We start from the raw sequence: 13,018 nt of genomic DNA on the forward strand, positions 1-13,018 counted from the left end.
CCCTTAACATTATTGGTTTTGGCAGGGTTGTGGATAACGGGCCTTGCGTTCCAGATCGTCGAGATCGATGTGGTTGCGCATGTACTGCTGACTGGCGTCCACCAGCGGCTGGTGATCCCAGCTCTTCAGCTTGCCGATGGTCAACGCATCGGCAACAAAACGACGGCGGCGCTGGCTGGCGAGCACTTCCCGATGAATAGACGGGATGTCCCATTTGGCCCGCGCCTCGGCGAGAAAATCGTCGAACAGCTGGCGATGTTGCGGCGATTGGCTGAGTTCTTCCAGTTCTCGCGGGTCGTTGGCTACGTCAAAGAGTAGGCAAGGGTCGCTTTCACTGTAGATAAATTTGTACGCGCCACGACGGATCATCATCAACGGGCTGATCGTACCTTCGGCCATGTACTCGCCGAACACTTCGTCATGGCCGCCCTGCCCTTGCAGATGCGATACCAGTGACCGGCCGTCCAGCGGCAAACCCGGTTCCAGCGTGCCGCCGGCCAGTTCAACGAAGGTCGGCAACAGGTCGGCGGTGGATACGGCGGCGCTGACGCGGCCCGCACTGAACTGGCCCGGAGCACTTATCAACAGGGGCACGCGGGCAGCCATCTCGTACCAGTGCATTTTGTACCAGAGGCCTTTCTCGCCGAGCATGTCGCCGTGATCGCCGGAGAAAACGATGATGGTGTCATCGATGAGTCCGGTTTCTTCGAGGGTTTGCAGAAGTTTGCCGACGTTGGCATCGATATAGCTACACGCTCCGAAGTAGGCGCGGCGCGCATCGCGAATCTTATCCACAGGCAGCGGTTTATCCCACAGGTCGTAGACCTTGAGCAGGCGCTGGGAGTGTGGATCGAGTTCGTGTTGATCCGGCGTTGTAGGCAACGGGATATCACCATCGTCGTACAAATCCCAGAACGCCTTGGGAATCGTGTACGGGTCGTGTGGGTGAGTCATCGATACGGTCAGGCAGAACGGCTGGTCGCCGTCCTCGCGCATGTGGTCGAACAGGTATTGCTGCGCCTTGAACACCACTTCTTCATCGAAATCGAGTTGGTTGGTACGCACGCACGGCCCGGCTTGCAGCACCGAGGACATGTTGTGATACCAGGTCGGCCGCACGTCCGGCTCATCCCAGTTCACCGCCCAGCCATAGTCGGCCGGATAAATGTCGCTGGTTAGGCGTTCTTCATAGCCGTGCAACTGATCGGGGCCGCAGAAATGCATCTTCCCCGACAGCGCGGTGCGGTAGCCGAGACGGCGCAGGTAGTGGGCATAGGTCGGAACATCGGCAGGGAAATCGGCGGCGTTGTCGTAGGCGCCGATCTTGCTCGGCAACTGGCCACTGACCAGGGTGAAGCGCGACGGTGCACATAACGGGCTGTTGCAGTAAGCGGCATCGAACACCACGCCTTGGGCGGCGAGGCGCGAAAGATTCGGCAGTTTGATCGGCGACGGGCCATAGATAGGCAACATTGGCGCGGCCATCTGATCGGCCATGATGAAAAGAATATTCTTGCGCTTCATGTGATCGCGGCATTCCATAGTGAATATTTATGCGACATTGCTGCGACCGAGCATGGAGTCCATGCTCTAACCGGTAAAGCCCGCGCCGGGCAATGACTAGGATAAGCACAGCTTATGTATGAAGCCCTGGGTGATCTGTCGCTCGACCTGCTGCGTGCCTTTGAAGCGGCAGCCCGGCATCGCAGTTTCACCGCTGCTGCGGTAGAGCTTGGCACCACGCAACCGGCGATCAGTCAGCAGATCAAACGGCTGGAAGATCAACTCGGCACGCGGTTGTTTGACCGCATCTATCGCGGCATCGAATTGACCGAGGTCGGCACGATCCTGTTTGAGCAGGTTCAGCTCGGTTTGCAGAATATCGACGCCGGATTGAGCGCGATCAGCGCACAACAGCAACACGAAGTGCTGCAAGTCGCCACCGACTTCGCCTTCGCTGCCTACTGGCTGATGCCGCGTTTGCACCGCTTCCACGAAGCCAATCCGCAGGTCGACGTCAGCCTGGTCACCAGCGAGCGTAATCACAACATGCTGCGCACCGACATCGATGTGGCGATCCTGTTTGGCGACGGGCGTTTTAAACAGGGCGAAAGTCATTGGCTGTTCAGCGAGGAAGTGTTTCCGGTTTGCAGCCCGCAGTTGCTCAAGGAGCGGGCCCTGCCCTTGCCGGCTCAATCGCTGCTGGAGTTTCCGTTACTGCATCTGCGCGGTGAAAACAGCAGTAACTGGTTTGACTGGAGCGGGCTGTTCCGTGAACTTGGCATCAGTACACCGCCAGCGCCGGGGCAGTTGCGGTTCGACAATTACACATTGTTGATTCAAGCGGCGATTGGCGGCCAAGGTGTGGCTATCGGTTGGCGTCACCTTGTGGATAACTTGCTGACTCAGGGTTTGCTGTGCCGCCCGATTGCCGAAACCACCCTGTCGCGGCTGGGTTACTACGTGGTGCTGCCCCAGCGCAAACGTCGTGGTGCGTTGATTCAACAGTTTGTCGACTGGTTGATGGCGGAGCAGGCCGGCAGCGCTGAGTCGCTAGCCGGACTGACCCTCCCATCGATTGCCGTTTAAGTATTCATTCGGTCGTCGCGACAAAATTCACATGCTGGCCCACATGCAGATTCAGCCGCAGCTCATCGGCAATCCCCACCGCCACGCGATTCAAGCGTTCCAGCGGTTCGGCCAGACCGGGCTCGAGATTGCCGCCGACCTGGCTGAAATGCTCGATCGTCAATCCGGCCACGCCGTGGGGCGCATTGACCAGCGTCCAGTGCAGCGGGCTGCTTTGCAGGGCTTCGCGGATTTCTTCGGCGGCGTGACGTTGCAGGCGATCGTCCAGCTCCGGCTCGTCGAGGACGGCGAAATCACCCACCAGAAACAATCGCGCGACATTGGCCAATTGCAGCCCATCAACCAGTGCGTCGACGGCCAGCACCTGTTCAACCGGCCCCAATACAACGGACTTTTCCACGTGATCACTGCTGAACGGCAAACCCGGCGCATCCAGCAGGCAGATCACCGCTGAACTCCCCGCTACGCTTTGATTGACCCGTTCGATATCAAACAGATCACCGCTCTTGGTGCGCAAGCCCGGACGTGGCGCGAGCGCCGTGAGGTCGTCGAGAATGGCGATGACTTCGTGCTGGCGGCGCAGCAACTCAGCCATCAACGCGCCGCCCAGGCTACTCATGGCACCATAGAGCACCACTTTTACCACCGGGGTTTCGGCATTTTTCATGGCTGATCCCTTTTGTTTTCCCTTGTAAGGTGTGTGACATACGCGCAACGCCGAGGGTTCGAACCGATTTGCGAGGCTTTCCGATGCAAGCGATCAAGGGCTACCACGCCCACGTCTATTTCGACGCCGGCACGATTGATCAGGCGCGAGCCTTGTGCGAGCAAGCCGCGCAGTTGTTTCCATTGAAAATGGGCCGCGTCCACGAACGCCCGGTCGGCCCGCACCCGGACTGGAGCTGTCAGTTGGCCTTCGGCCCGGAGCTGATCAGCGACGTGCTGCCGTGGCTGGCACTCAATCGCAAGGGGTTGGTGGTGTTCCTGCACCCGGACACCGGTGATGACTTGCTCGACCACACCGAGCATGCGATCTGGATGGGCGCACTGCGACCGCTGAATCTGGCTGTTTTTTGATCAGTAGCTCTTGTTCGTGACCCTGGGCGGGGCCGCGCCGAACTGAAAGCGTATGTGTCTGCGATCACAGCGTCTTCGCCTGATTTTTCGTTCCGCTCCCCGTTTTCATTGACTCCAGCCGCTTCCGACGGCCGGTTGACCGTTCATTCAAAGCTTTCATCAGCGAAAGGTAGCTGAAAGGTTGCCCCATTAGGATCGCCTTACTTCCGGCAACAGACCGGTTGGCCAACGCGTGTGATTGCTCGCTCGCCCGGCCCAATTAACAACAACAATGGTGATTCTGATGTCCTCTGTAGCCCGCCTCCGCGCTGTCACTCCGCCCGTACGTCTCGTGCTTCCCGTTCTGCGCTGATCCCCACGATCCGCTCAATCAACTAGCCGCGCTACGCCTGGAGTATTCCCATGCTGACTTTCCTTGGCTTCGCCATGGTCATCACGTTCATGTTCCTGATCATGACCAAGCGCCTGTCCGCGCTGATCGCTTTGATCATCATCCCGATCCTGTTTGCCCTGTTCGGTGGTTTCGCGCCGAAGATCGGCCCGATGATGCTCGAAGGCATCACCAAGCTTGCGCCAACTGGCGTGATGCTGATGTTCGCCATTCTCTACTTCGCCCTGATGATCGACTCCGGCCTGTTCGACCCGGCCGTGCGCAAGATCCTCAAACTGGTCAAGGGCGATCCGCTGAAAGTTTCGGTCGGCACCGCCGTGCTGGCGCTCGTCGTTTCCCTCGATGGTGACGGCGCGACCACTTACATGATCTGCGTGGCCGCCATGCTGCCGCTATACAGCCGCATCGGCATGAGCCCGCGAATCATGGCCGGTCTGATCATCCTCGCCGGTGGCGTGATGAACATGACCCCGTGGGGTGGCCCGACCGCCCGTGCCGCCAGTGCGCTGCATGTCGATCCGTCGGACATCTTCGTGCCGATGATCCCGGCCATGGGCGCCGGTGTGGTGGCGATCCTGATCATTGCCTACTTCTACGGCAAGCGTGAACGTGCGCGTCTGGGTGAGTTGCACCTAGTGGGCGACGATATCGATCACAGCGAAATCAGCGTTTCGCAGTTCCCGGATGCCCGTCGTCCTAAATTGATCTGGTTCAACGGCGCGCTGACCTTCGGTCTCATGTGCACCTTGATCGCCGGCCTGTTGCCGCTGCCGGTGTTGTTCATGGTGGCGTTCAGTATTGCAATGATCGTCAACTATCCTTGCCTGCAAATGCAGAAGGATCGCGTCGCGGCTCACGCCGGTAGTGTGCTGGCAGTGGTCGGGCTGATCTTTGCGGCGGGTATCTTCACCGGTATCCTGTCGGGCACCGGCATGGTCGATGCGATGTCGAAGAGCCTGTTGGCGGTGATCCCTGATTTCCTTGGCCCGTACCTGGCCGTAATCACGGCGCTGGTGAGCATGCCGTTCACCTTCTTCATGTCCAACGATGCGTTCTACTATGGCGTGTTGCCGGTGTTGGCCGAGGCTGCCAGCCACTACGGGATCACCGCGGTGGAAATGGCTCGTGCCTCGATCGTCGGTCAACCCGTGCACTTGCTGAGCCCGTTGGTGCCATCGACCTATCTGTTGGTGGCTCTGGCCGGTATTGATTTTGGTGACCACCAGCGTTTCACCCTGAAATGGGCGATCCTGGTTTGTATATGCATTCTGATTGCTGCGCTGCTGTTGGGGACTTTCCCGGTGTTCAGCACTCTATAAGCCCAAGACTCACCGTTGCGGGTCCTGGCTTCGCTGTTTGAAGCCCGGACCTTTTTCGGTTTAACAATCGCTCAAAGGAATACACATGGAATGGCTGACCAACCCTGAAATCTGGGTTGCCTTCTTTACCCTGACCGCCCTGGAAATCGTCCTCGGCATCGATAACATCATCATGATTTCGATCCTGGTCAGCCGCATGCCTAAACACATGCAGCAGCGCACCCGGATTTTCGGTCTGGCGCTGGCCATGATCACGCGGATCCTGTTGCTGCTGTCGATCACCTGGGTCATGCGCCTCACCGCGGACCTGTTCGTGGTCTTCGGCCAAGGCATCTCCGGCCGCGACCTGATCCTGTTCTTCGGTGGTCTGTTCCTGTTGTGGAAGAGCTCGCAAGAGATGTACCACGCACTGGAAGGCGAAGACGAAAGCGAAGAAACGCCAGGCGGCAAGGGCGGCAACTTCCTCTACACCATCATCCAGATCGCGATCATCGACATCGTGTTCTCGCTGGACTCGGTGATCACCGCTGTCGGCATGGTCTCGCACGTACCGGTCATGGTTGCAGCGATCATCGTTGCGGTGCTGGTGATGATGCTCGCGGCGGGTACGATCAGCGAATTCATCGACAAGCACCCGTCGCTGAAAATGCTGGCGCTGTCGTTCCTGCTGGTGGTCGGTACCGTGCTGATTGCCGAGTCGTTCGACGTGCATGTGCCAAAAGGCTACGTCTACTTCGCGATGGCGTTCTCGCTGGCGGTTGAAGCGATCAACATCAAACTGCGTGGGGCGATGGCGAAGAAGAAACAGCAGCAGGATCCGGTGAAACTGCGCAAGGACATTCCGGGGCAGTAATCCGGTAATCCAGGCGCACGCAATACCCCCTGTGGGAGCGAGCCTGCTCGCGAAAACGGAGTGTCAGTCGACAACAATGTTGGCTGATCCACCGCTTTCGCGAGCAGGCTCGCTCCCACATTTGTTTTGGGCAAATTTCGGGAAATATGTTGGATTCAAGTGGGTGCATGAACCCTTTTTCATGACACTTTTGTTTCAATCAGCACTTTAGCTGTGCAATGCTGGCGCCCAGACCGTTAGCCAACTACAGCTTAAGTATCAGAACGTAGAAACCGCGCGGTACCGTCAACTTGCTCCTCTGGGGCGCTGCTATTACAGGGGGTCTGCATGCTCACCCTGCTCAATCTTCTTTCTGCCGTCGCCCTGCTGATCTGGGGCACGCACATCGTCCGAACCGGCATCCTGCGGGTGTACGGCACCAATCTGCGCCATGTGATCGGCCAGAATATGTCCAAGCGCTGGCTCGCGTTCGTCGCCGGTATCGTCGTGACCGCGATGGTGCAGAGCAGCAACGCCACCGCCATGCTCGTCACCTCCTTCGTCGGCCAAGGCTTGATGGCACTGACCCCGGCACTGGCGACCATGCTCGGTGCCGACGTCGGTACGGCGCTGATGGCGCGAGTGCTGACGTTCGATTTGTCGTGGCTGTCGCCACTGCTGATTTTCCTCGGGGTGATTTTCTTTCTGTCGCGCAAACAGACGCGGCTCGGGCAGATGGGCCGGGTCAGCATCGGTTTGGGGCTGATCATTCTCGCGCTGCAATTGATCGTCGAAGCGGCTGCACCAATCACCCACGCTCAAGGCGTGAAAGTGATTTTTGCTTCTCTGACAGGCGACATCCTCCTCGACGCCCTGGTCGGTGCGTTGTTCGCGATGATTTCCTATTCCAGCCTCGCCGCCGTGCTGCTCACCGCGACGCTGGCCGGGGCTGCGGTGATCAGCCTGCCGGTGGCGATCGGTCTGGTGATCGGCGCGAATATCGGCAGCGGCATTCTGGCGTTCATGAGCACCAGCATGCAGAACGCGGCGGGCCGGCAAGTGGCGCTGGGCAGTCTGTTGTACAAGCTGATCGGCCTCTTGTTGATCATCCCGGTGCTCGATCCGCTGGTGCACTGGATCGACAGCCTCGATTTCAGTCCGCAGGAAATGGTCATCGGCTTCCACCTGCTCTACAACACCGCGCGCTGCCTGATCCTGCTGCCGAGTGTCGGGCCGATGGCGCGGCTTTGCGCCTGGCTGCTGCCGGAGCGCCCGGAGGTCAACGGCACGGCCAAGCCCCGCCATCTCGACGCGACCGCGCTGGTCACGCCCAGCCTGGCCTTGGCCAATGCCGCGCGGGAAACCCTACGCGTGGGCGATCTGCTCGACAACATGCTCGACGCCACCCTCGACGTACTGCGCGGCAAACAAACTGCCGTCACCCAGGAAATCCGTCGGCTGACCGATGACATCGAGTCGCTGTGCAGCGCGATCAAGCTGTATCTGGCACAGATGCCCCGCGAGGACCTCGGCGAGCACGACAGCCGGCGCTGGGCGGAAATCATCGAACTGGTGATCAACCTGAAACTGGCCAGTGATCTGATCGAACGCATGCTGCGCAAGATTCAGCAGCAGAAGACTTCGCAGCGTCGTTCGTTTTCCGAAGAGGGGCTGGAGGATTTGGCCGTCCTGCATCAGCAACTCATCGCCAACCTGCGTTTGGGCCTGTCGGTATTTCTCAGCAGCGACCGCGAAAGCGCTCGCCAGTTGCTGCGCGAGAAACGGCGCTTTCGCGCGCAGGAACGGCGTTTGGCCCATGCGCATGTCAGTCGGTTGCAACGCAAGATCGTGCAGAGTATTGAAACCAGTTCGCTGCATCTGGAGTTGATTGCAGACATGAGACGGCTCAATTCGCTGTTTTGCGGCAGCGCGTATGTGGTGTTGGAAACGGCGGATACCGGGGCGCTGGCGGCGGATGATATGAGCGACATTACGCATTCGCCTTGAACGTCTGGGGCTGGGTTTAGTCAGTAACTTTGATTCAGCCTTAAGACCTTCGCGAGCAGGCTCGCTCCCACCTTTGAAACACGTTCCCTTGTGGGAGCGACGGTGCGACGATTCGACCTGCTCGCGAAGGGCGGCCTGAATAGCGACACGGATCTCCAAATCAGCCGTATGGAAGCCTGTTATGCGTTGCCTGTTGTTCGCCTGTCTGTTGCTCGGTTCACTCCCCTCTTTTGCCCTGGATCGTTTTCAGGTCGAAGGCTATGCATTGCCCAACGGTTTGCAGTTGCTACTCAAGCCCGGCACCGAACGCGGGCATGTGGCGATCCGGCTGGTGGTGGGCGTCGGCCTCGACGACTTTGACTGTGATGAAAAAGAGCTGCCGCATCTGCTTGAGCATCTGCTGTTCAGCGGCATCGACGCCACGGGCGAAGGCGGCCTCGAAGAACGCATGCAAGCGCTCGGCGGCGAGTGGAACGCCTTCACCAGCAACGCCGACACCACGTTCGTCATCGAAGCCCCGGCGAAGAACCAGCGCAAAGTGCTCGACCTGCTGCTCGATCTGCTGACCCAGACCCGCATCGACGACAACGCAATCAACGCCGCCAAACGTGTGGTCGAGCGTGAGGACGGCGGTCACTACACCAAGCTGCAACGCTTTCTCGACCGTCAGGATCTGGGCCACACCGCGAGCAATCAACTGGCGGTCGAACTGGGCCTGAAATGTCCGCAACGCGCGGAGGTTGATCACCTGACCCAAGAGCAATTGGAGAAGGTGCGCAAGGCCTGGTACGCGCCGAACAACATGAGCCTGATCGTCGTCGGCGAACTCGACAAATTGCTGCCGGCCTATCTGGAACGCACTTGGGGCGCGCTCGACGCGGTTGAACCGAGCGAACATCGCCCGTTGCCGGACATCCGCTCCAGCGCTGCCCATGAACGCACCCTCACCCGTGGTTTTATCGGCGACAGCGCCAAGCTGCACTGGCTGGTGCCGGAACCGGTGCTGGACGATCAGTACGACCAGACCTTCGACATCCTCAAGGACTACCTCGACTGGGCGCTGTATCGACAGATACGCCTGAACCACGGTTTGTCTTATGGGCCGTGGGCCGAGCGCGAAGTGTTTGGTGGCGTCGGCTTCATGAGCTTGAATGCTGATCTGGATCGCGATGACGTTGACGAAGCCATCCAGGTGCTGGAAACCCTCAAGGCCGATCTGCTGAAAAACGGCCTCGATCCGGACACCTTCGCCCGCATCAAACAAGCCGCCATCGCTCATCAGGCCTGGGCGGTGCAAGGCAACAGCGCGCTGGCCGATTACTACTGGAGCGCGCTGGGTGACTATGAGGACGGCCGTTTCGCCAACCCCGCCCGCGAGCTGCAGGGCGTGACGCTGGACGCGGCGAACAAGGCCATGCGCGAGTTGTTGCTGCAACCGGGGTATCTGCGGATCGAGAAGCCGTTGATCAGTGATGATCAGGTGTTGTGGCTGAGTGCGGGTGGGCTGGGCGTGTTGCTGCTGATTCTGACTGGCTGGCGTTTGCACCACCGCCGAAAATCTGTGGGCAACCAATAACCCTGTGGTGAGGGGATTTATCCTCGATGGGCTGCGCAGCAGCCCCAAACACAGGAACCCCGTTCATTGAGGCAAACCGCATTCACCGGATTTGCGACGGCTGCGCCGCCGATCGGGGATAAATCCCCTCGCCACAGGGGTTATGTGGCGGTAACCTTTCCGGGTTTTTTCCTACAGTGTCGTGACTCCCCAAAATGCCAAAACTGACCCTGCTGATCCAGCGCATTCTCGAACTGATGAAGCGCTATCCCGGGGTCATTGCGCTTGGTGGTTTCATCTCCGGGGTCGGCAGTTTCATTCTGGTCGACCGGCAACAGGGCCTGGCGAGCTGGATCACCACGATCATGCTGCTGAGCTGGATCTGGCTGATGCTGGAAAACAGCCTGACCAAGCTGTTCACGCGGATTTTCAAACGGGAAATTCCCCAGCCGCTGCTGCGTTACGCGACGCAGATGATCCATCAGGAAAGCCTGTTTTTTGTCCTGCCGTTCTTCTTCATCACCACGACGTGGAACAGCGGCCAGTTGATTTTCACCGGGCTGTTGAGCATCGCCGCACTGATTTCGGTGATCGATCCGCTCTACTACAAATGGCTGGCGCCGCGACGCTGGGCGTTTCTCGCGCTGCATACCCTGACCCTGTTCGCCGCCCTGCTCACTGCATTGCCGGTGATCATGCACCTGACCACTTCGCAGAGTTTCAAATGGGCGCTGGGCACCGCAGTGGTGTTGTCGTTCCCGAGCCTGGCCTCCATCTTCCCGATCCGCACGGTGCGCAACGCGCTGGCGATTCTCTGCATCACGGTGGGCATCGGCGGCGTCGGCTGGGTGCTGCGTTCTTGGGTGCCGCCAGCGACGCTGTGGATGAGCGACGTGGCGATCAGTACGCAGATGCAGGATCGCACCCCCGGCGCCAGCCTCGACGAGGTCAGTGCCGAACAGATCCGCAACGGCGGGCTCTACGCCTACACCGCGATCAACGCGCCGCGCGGCCTGGATGAGCGGATTTATCACGTCTGGCAGTTCAACGGCAAAGAGGTCGATCGCATCGCTCTCGACATCCATGGCGGGCGCAAGGAAGGCTACCGGGCGTGGACGCACAAGCAGAATTTCCCCGGCAATCCGGCAGGCAAGTGGCAGGTTCGAGTACTGACCGAGGATGGCCAAGTGATCGGCGTGCTGCGGTTTGAAGTGACGGACAGCACAGCGGTCAAAGAAAAGTAGTCAGGTTCGTGCTATTACGTATGCCAGCGTATTTAGCCGAAAAGCACGGAGCTTATGACCAGCCGTTCAATGACAGGCAGTGCCCAACTGGACACGTCGATCACCCCTGCCCGCCTGCGGGTTACCGGGGACTGGACGCTCGCCCATTACGCCGACCTCAAGCAACTGAGCGAAAAGCTCCACGGCCAATACGACGCCAGCACGCCGATTGATCTGAACGGCCTCGGTGCCCTCGATACCGCTGGCGCCTCGTTGCTGGTGGAACTGCTCGGTTCCGAACGCCTCGGCAAATCCGCCGAACATCCCGATTGCACGATTTCCTCTGCTGATCGCGCGCTGCTGCAAACCGTGTATCAGTCGCTGACCGATTTCTGCGTGCCGATCAAGGAACCGGAAGTCAGCGTCAGCGTGCAGTTGCTGACGCGCATCGGCCGCGCCGTCGACACGATCTGGCAAGACACCCTGCAACTGCTCGGCTTCGTCGGGCTGATTCTGGAAACCATCGCCCGCAACCTGTTCCGGCCGAAGCGCTGGCGGATAACGCCAATGATCGCGCACATCGAACAGACCGGTCTCGACGCCGCGCCCATCGTGGCGTTGCTGACCTTTCTGGTCGGCGCGGTGGTGGCGTTTCTCGGCGCGACGGTGCTGGCCAGTTTCGGCGCGACGATTTTTACCGTGGATCTGGTGGGCTTCTCGTTCCTGCGTGAGTTCGGCGTGTTGCTGACGGCGATCCTGATGGCCGGGCGCACCGCCAGTGCGTTCACCGCGCAGATCGGCTCGATGAAGGCCAACGAAGAAATCGACGCGATCCGCACCCTCGGCCTCGACCCCATGGAGTTGCTGGTAGTGCCACGGGTGCTGGCGATGCTGGTGGCGTTGCCGATGTTGACGTTTCTGGCGATGCTCTCGGGCATCGTCGGTGGCGGCGTGGTCTGCGCGGTGTCGCTGGATATTTCGCCGGCGATGTTTCTGTCGCTGCTGCAATCGGACATCGGCATTCAGCATTTCCTGGTCGGGCTGGTCAAAGCGCCGATCTTCGCCTTCCTGATCGCCGCGATCGGTTGCCTGGAAGGCTTCAAGGTCAGCGGCAGCGCCGAATCGGTCGGCGCCCACACCACCTCCGCCGTGGTGCAGTCGATTTTTGTGGTGATCGTGCTCGACGCGGTGGCCGCGCTGTTCTTCATGGAGATGGGCTGGTGAGTCGTCTACCCCGCGCGCCCGCCGAGGCAGTAATCGAAGTCCGTGGTCTGTGCAATCGCTTTGGCAGCCAGAGCGTGCACGAAAACCTCGATCTGGATTTGTACAAAGGCGAAATCCTCGCCGTGGTCGGCGGTTCCGGCAGCGGCAAATCGGTGCTGTTGCGCAGCATCGTCGGCCTGCGCCGGCCCAGCGAAGGCAACGTCAAAGTATTCGGCCAGAACCTGCCAAGCCTGTCCGAGCACGAGCGCTCACTGGTCGAGCGGCGCTTTGGCGTGCTGTTCCAGAAAGGCGCGCTGTTTTCCTCGCTGACGGTGACCGAGAACGTCGCCCTGCCCCTGATCGAGCACGCCGGCCTGAGCCGTCACGATGCCGAGCATCTGGCCGCGGTCAAACTGGCGCTGGCCGGGTTGCCGCTGTCGGCGGCGGACAAATACCCGTCGTCGCTGTCCGGCGGCATGATCAAGCGCGCCGCATTGGCGCGGGCCTTGGCGCTGGATCCGGACATCCTGTTTCTCGACGAACCCACCGCCGGCCTCGATCCGATCGGCGCGGCGCAGTTCGATCAATTGATCCTGACCCTGCGCGACGCGCTGGGCCTGAGCGTGTTTCTGGTGACCCACGACCTCGACACGCTCTACACCATCACCGACCGCGTGGCGGTGCTGGCGCAGAAGAAAGTGCTGGTCGCGGGTCCCATCGACGTCGTTTCGGAAACGGATGACGCGTGGATTCACGAATACTTCCACGGCCCGCGCGGCCGCTCGGCGCTGGACGCCGCCAAATTGCTTAACGAGGTCTGAC

General features: G+C 60.0%; 11 protein-coding genes. 9 read left to right on the plus strand and 2 right to left on the minus strand.

Translation table 11 applies throughout. From position 1 onward, the window contains the following. Positions 1-9 precede the first annotated feature (9 nt). Complete coding sequence (gene betC, locus ACIOVB_RS13055; protein ID WP_401268250.1) at positions 10-1,524, minus strand: choline-sulfatase; 1,515 nt, start codon at positions 1,522-1,524, stop codon at positions 10-12. 114 nt (positions 1,525-1,638) lie between these two features. Here betC and ACIOVB_RS13060 point away from each other — a divergent pair, with 114 nt between their 5' ends. Further along, the gene (locus ACIOVB_RS13060; RefSeq protein WP_401268251.1) at positions 1,639-2,589 is read left to right on the plus strand and encodes a choline sulfate utilization transcriptional regulator; all 951 of its coding nucleotides are present in this window, start codon (positions 1,639-1,641) and stop codon (positions 2,587-2,589) included. Positions 2,590-2,593: 4 nt separating this feature from the next. On the opposite strand, the gene ACIOVB_RS13065 is transcribed toward ACIOVB_RS13060, so the two are convergent. Beyond that, entirely contained in the window at positions 2,594-3,256 is a 663-nt protein-coding gene (locus ACIOVB_RS13065; RefSeq protein ID WP_187677264.1) for an NAD(P)-dependent oxidoreductase, read from the minus strand. Positions 3,257-3,339: 83 nt separating this feature from the next. On the opposite strand from ACIOVB_RS13065, the gene ACIOVB_RS13070 reads away from it, so the two are divergent. From ACIOVB_RS13070 to ACIOVB_RS13105, 8 genes are all read left to right on the plus strand, one after another. Further along, positions 3,340-3,666 carry a DOPA 4,5-dioxygenase family protein gene (locus ACIOVB_RS13070; RefSeq protein WP_401268253.1) on the plus strand — a complete coding sequence of 109 codons (327 nt, stop codon included), beginning with the start codon at positions 3,340-3,342 and terminating at the stop codon, positions 3,664-3,666. Positions 3,667-4,068: 402 nt separating this feature from the next. Next, positions 4,069-5,376, plus strand: coding sequence for a CitMHS family transporter (locus ACIOVB_RS13075; protein WP_401268255.1), 1,308 nt, complete (start codon positions 4,069-4,071; stop codon positions 5,374-5,376). An 85-nt stretch (positions 5,377-5,461) separates the two neighbouring features. Next, complete coding sequence (locus ACIOVB_RS13080; RefSeq protein WP_187677270.1) at positions 5,462-6,229, plus strand: TerC family protein; 768 nt, start codon at positions 5,462-5,464, stop codon at positions 6,227-6,229. A 327-nt stretch (positions 6,230-6,556) separates the two neighbouring features. Beyond that, positions 6,557-8,215: a Na/Pi cotransporter family protein gene (locus ACIOVB_RS13085; RefSeq protein WP_187677271.1), complete on the plus strand. Its 1,659-nt coding sequence runs from the start codon at positions 6,557-6,559 to the stop codon at positions 8,213-8,215. Between the two features lie 181 nt (positions 8,216-8,396). Next, positions 8,397-9,791, plus strand: a complete 1,395-nt coding sequence (locus ACIOVB_RS13090) for a M16 family metallopeptidase (protein ID WP_401268258.1) — start codon at positions 8,397-8,399, stop codon at positions 9,789-9,791. Positions 9,792-9,985: 194 nt separating this feature from the next. Next, entirely contained in the window at positions 9,986-11,014 is a 1,029-nt protein-coding gene (locus tag ACIOVB_RS13095; protein ID WP_401268261.1) for a DUF5924 family protein, read from the plus strand. Positions 11,015-11,068: 54 nt separating this feature from the next. Beyond that, complete coding sequence (locus tag ACIOVB_RS13100; protein ID WP_187677274.1) at positions 11,069-12,217, plus strand: ABC transporter permease; 1,149 nt, start codon at positions 11,069-11,071, stop codon at positions 12,215-12,217. Continuing rightward, a complete protein-coding gene (locus ACIOVB_RS13105; RefSeq protein WP_187677275.1) occupies positions 12,214-13,017 on the plus strand; it encodes an ABC transporter ATP-binding protein in 804 nt (267 codons plus the stop codon). Before ACIOVB_RS13100 ends, ACIOVB_RS13105 begins: the two co-directional genes overlap by 4 nt. The last annotated feature ends 1 nt before the right edge of the window (position 13,018 follow it).

The sequence above is a fragment of the Pseudomonas sp. NPDC087639 genome (assembly GCF_044743385.1).
Lineage (GTDB): Bacteria > Pseudomonadota > Gammaproteobacteria > Pseudomonadales > Pseudomonadaceae > Aquipseudomonas.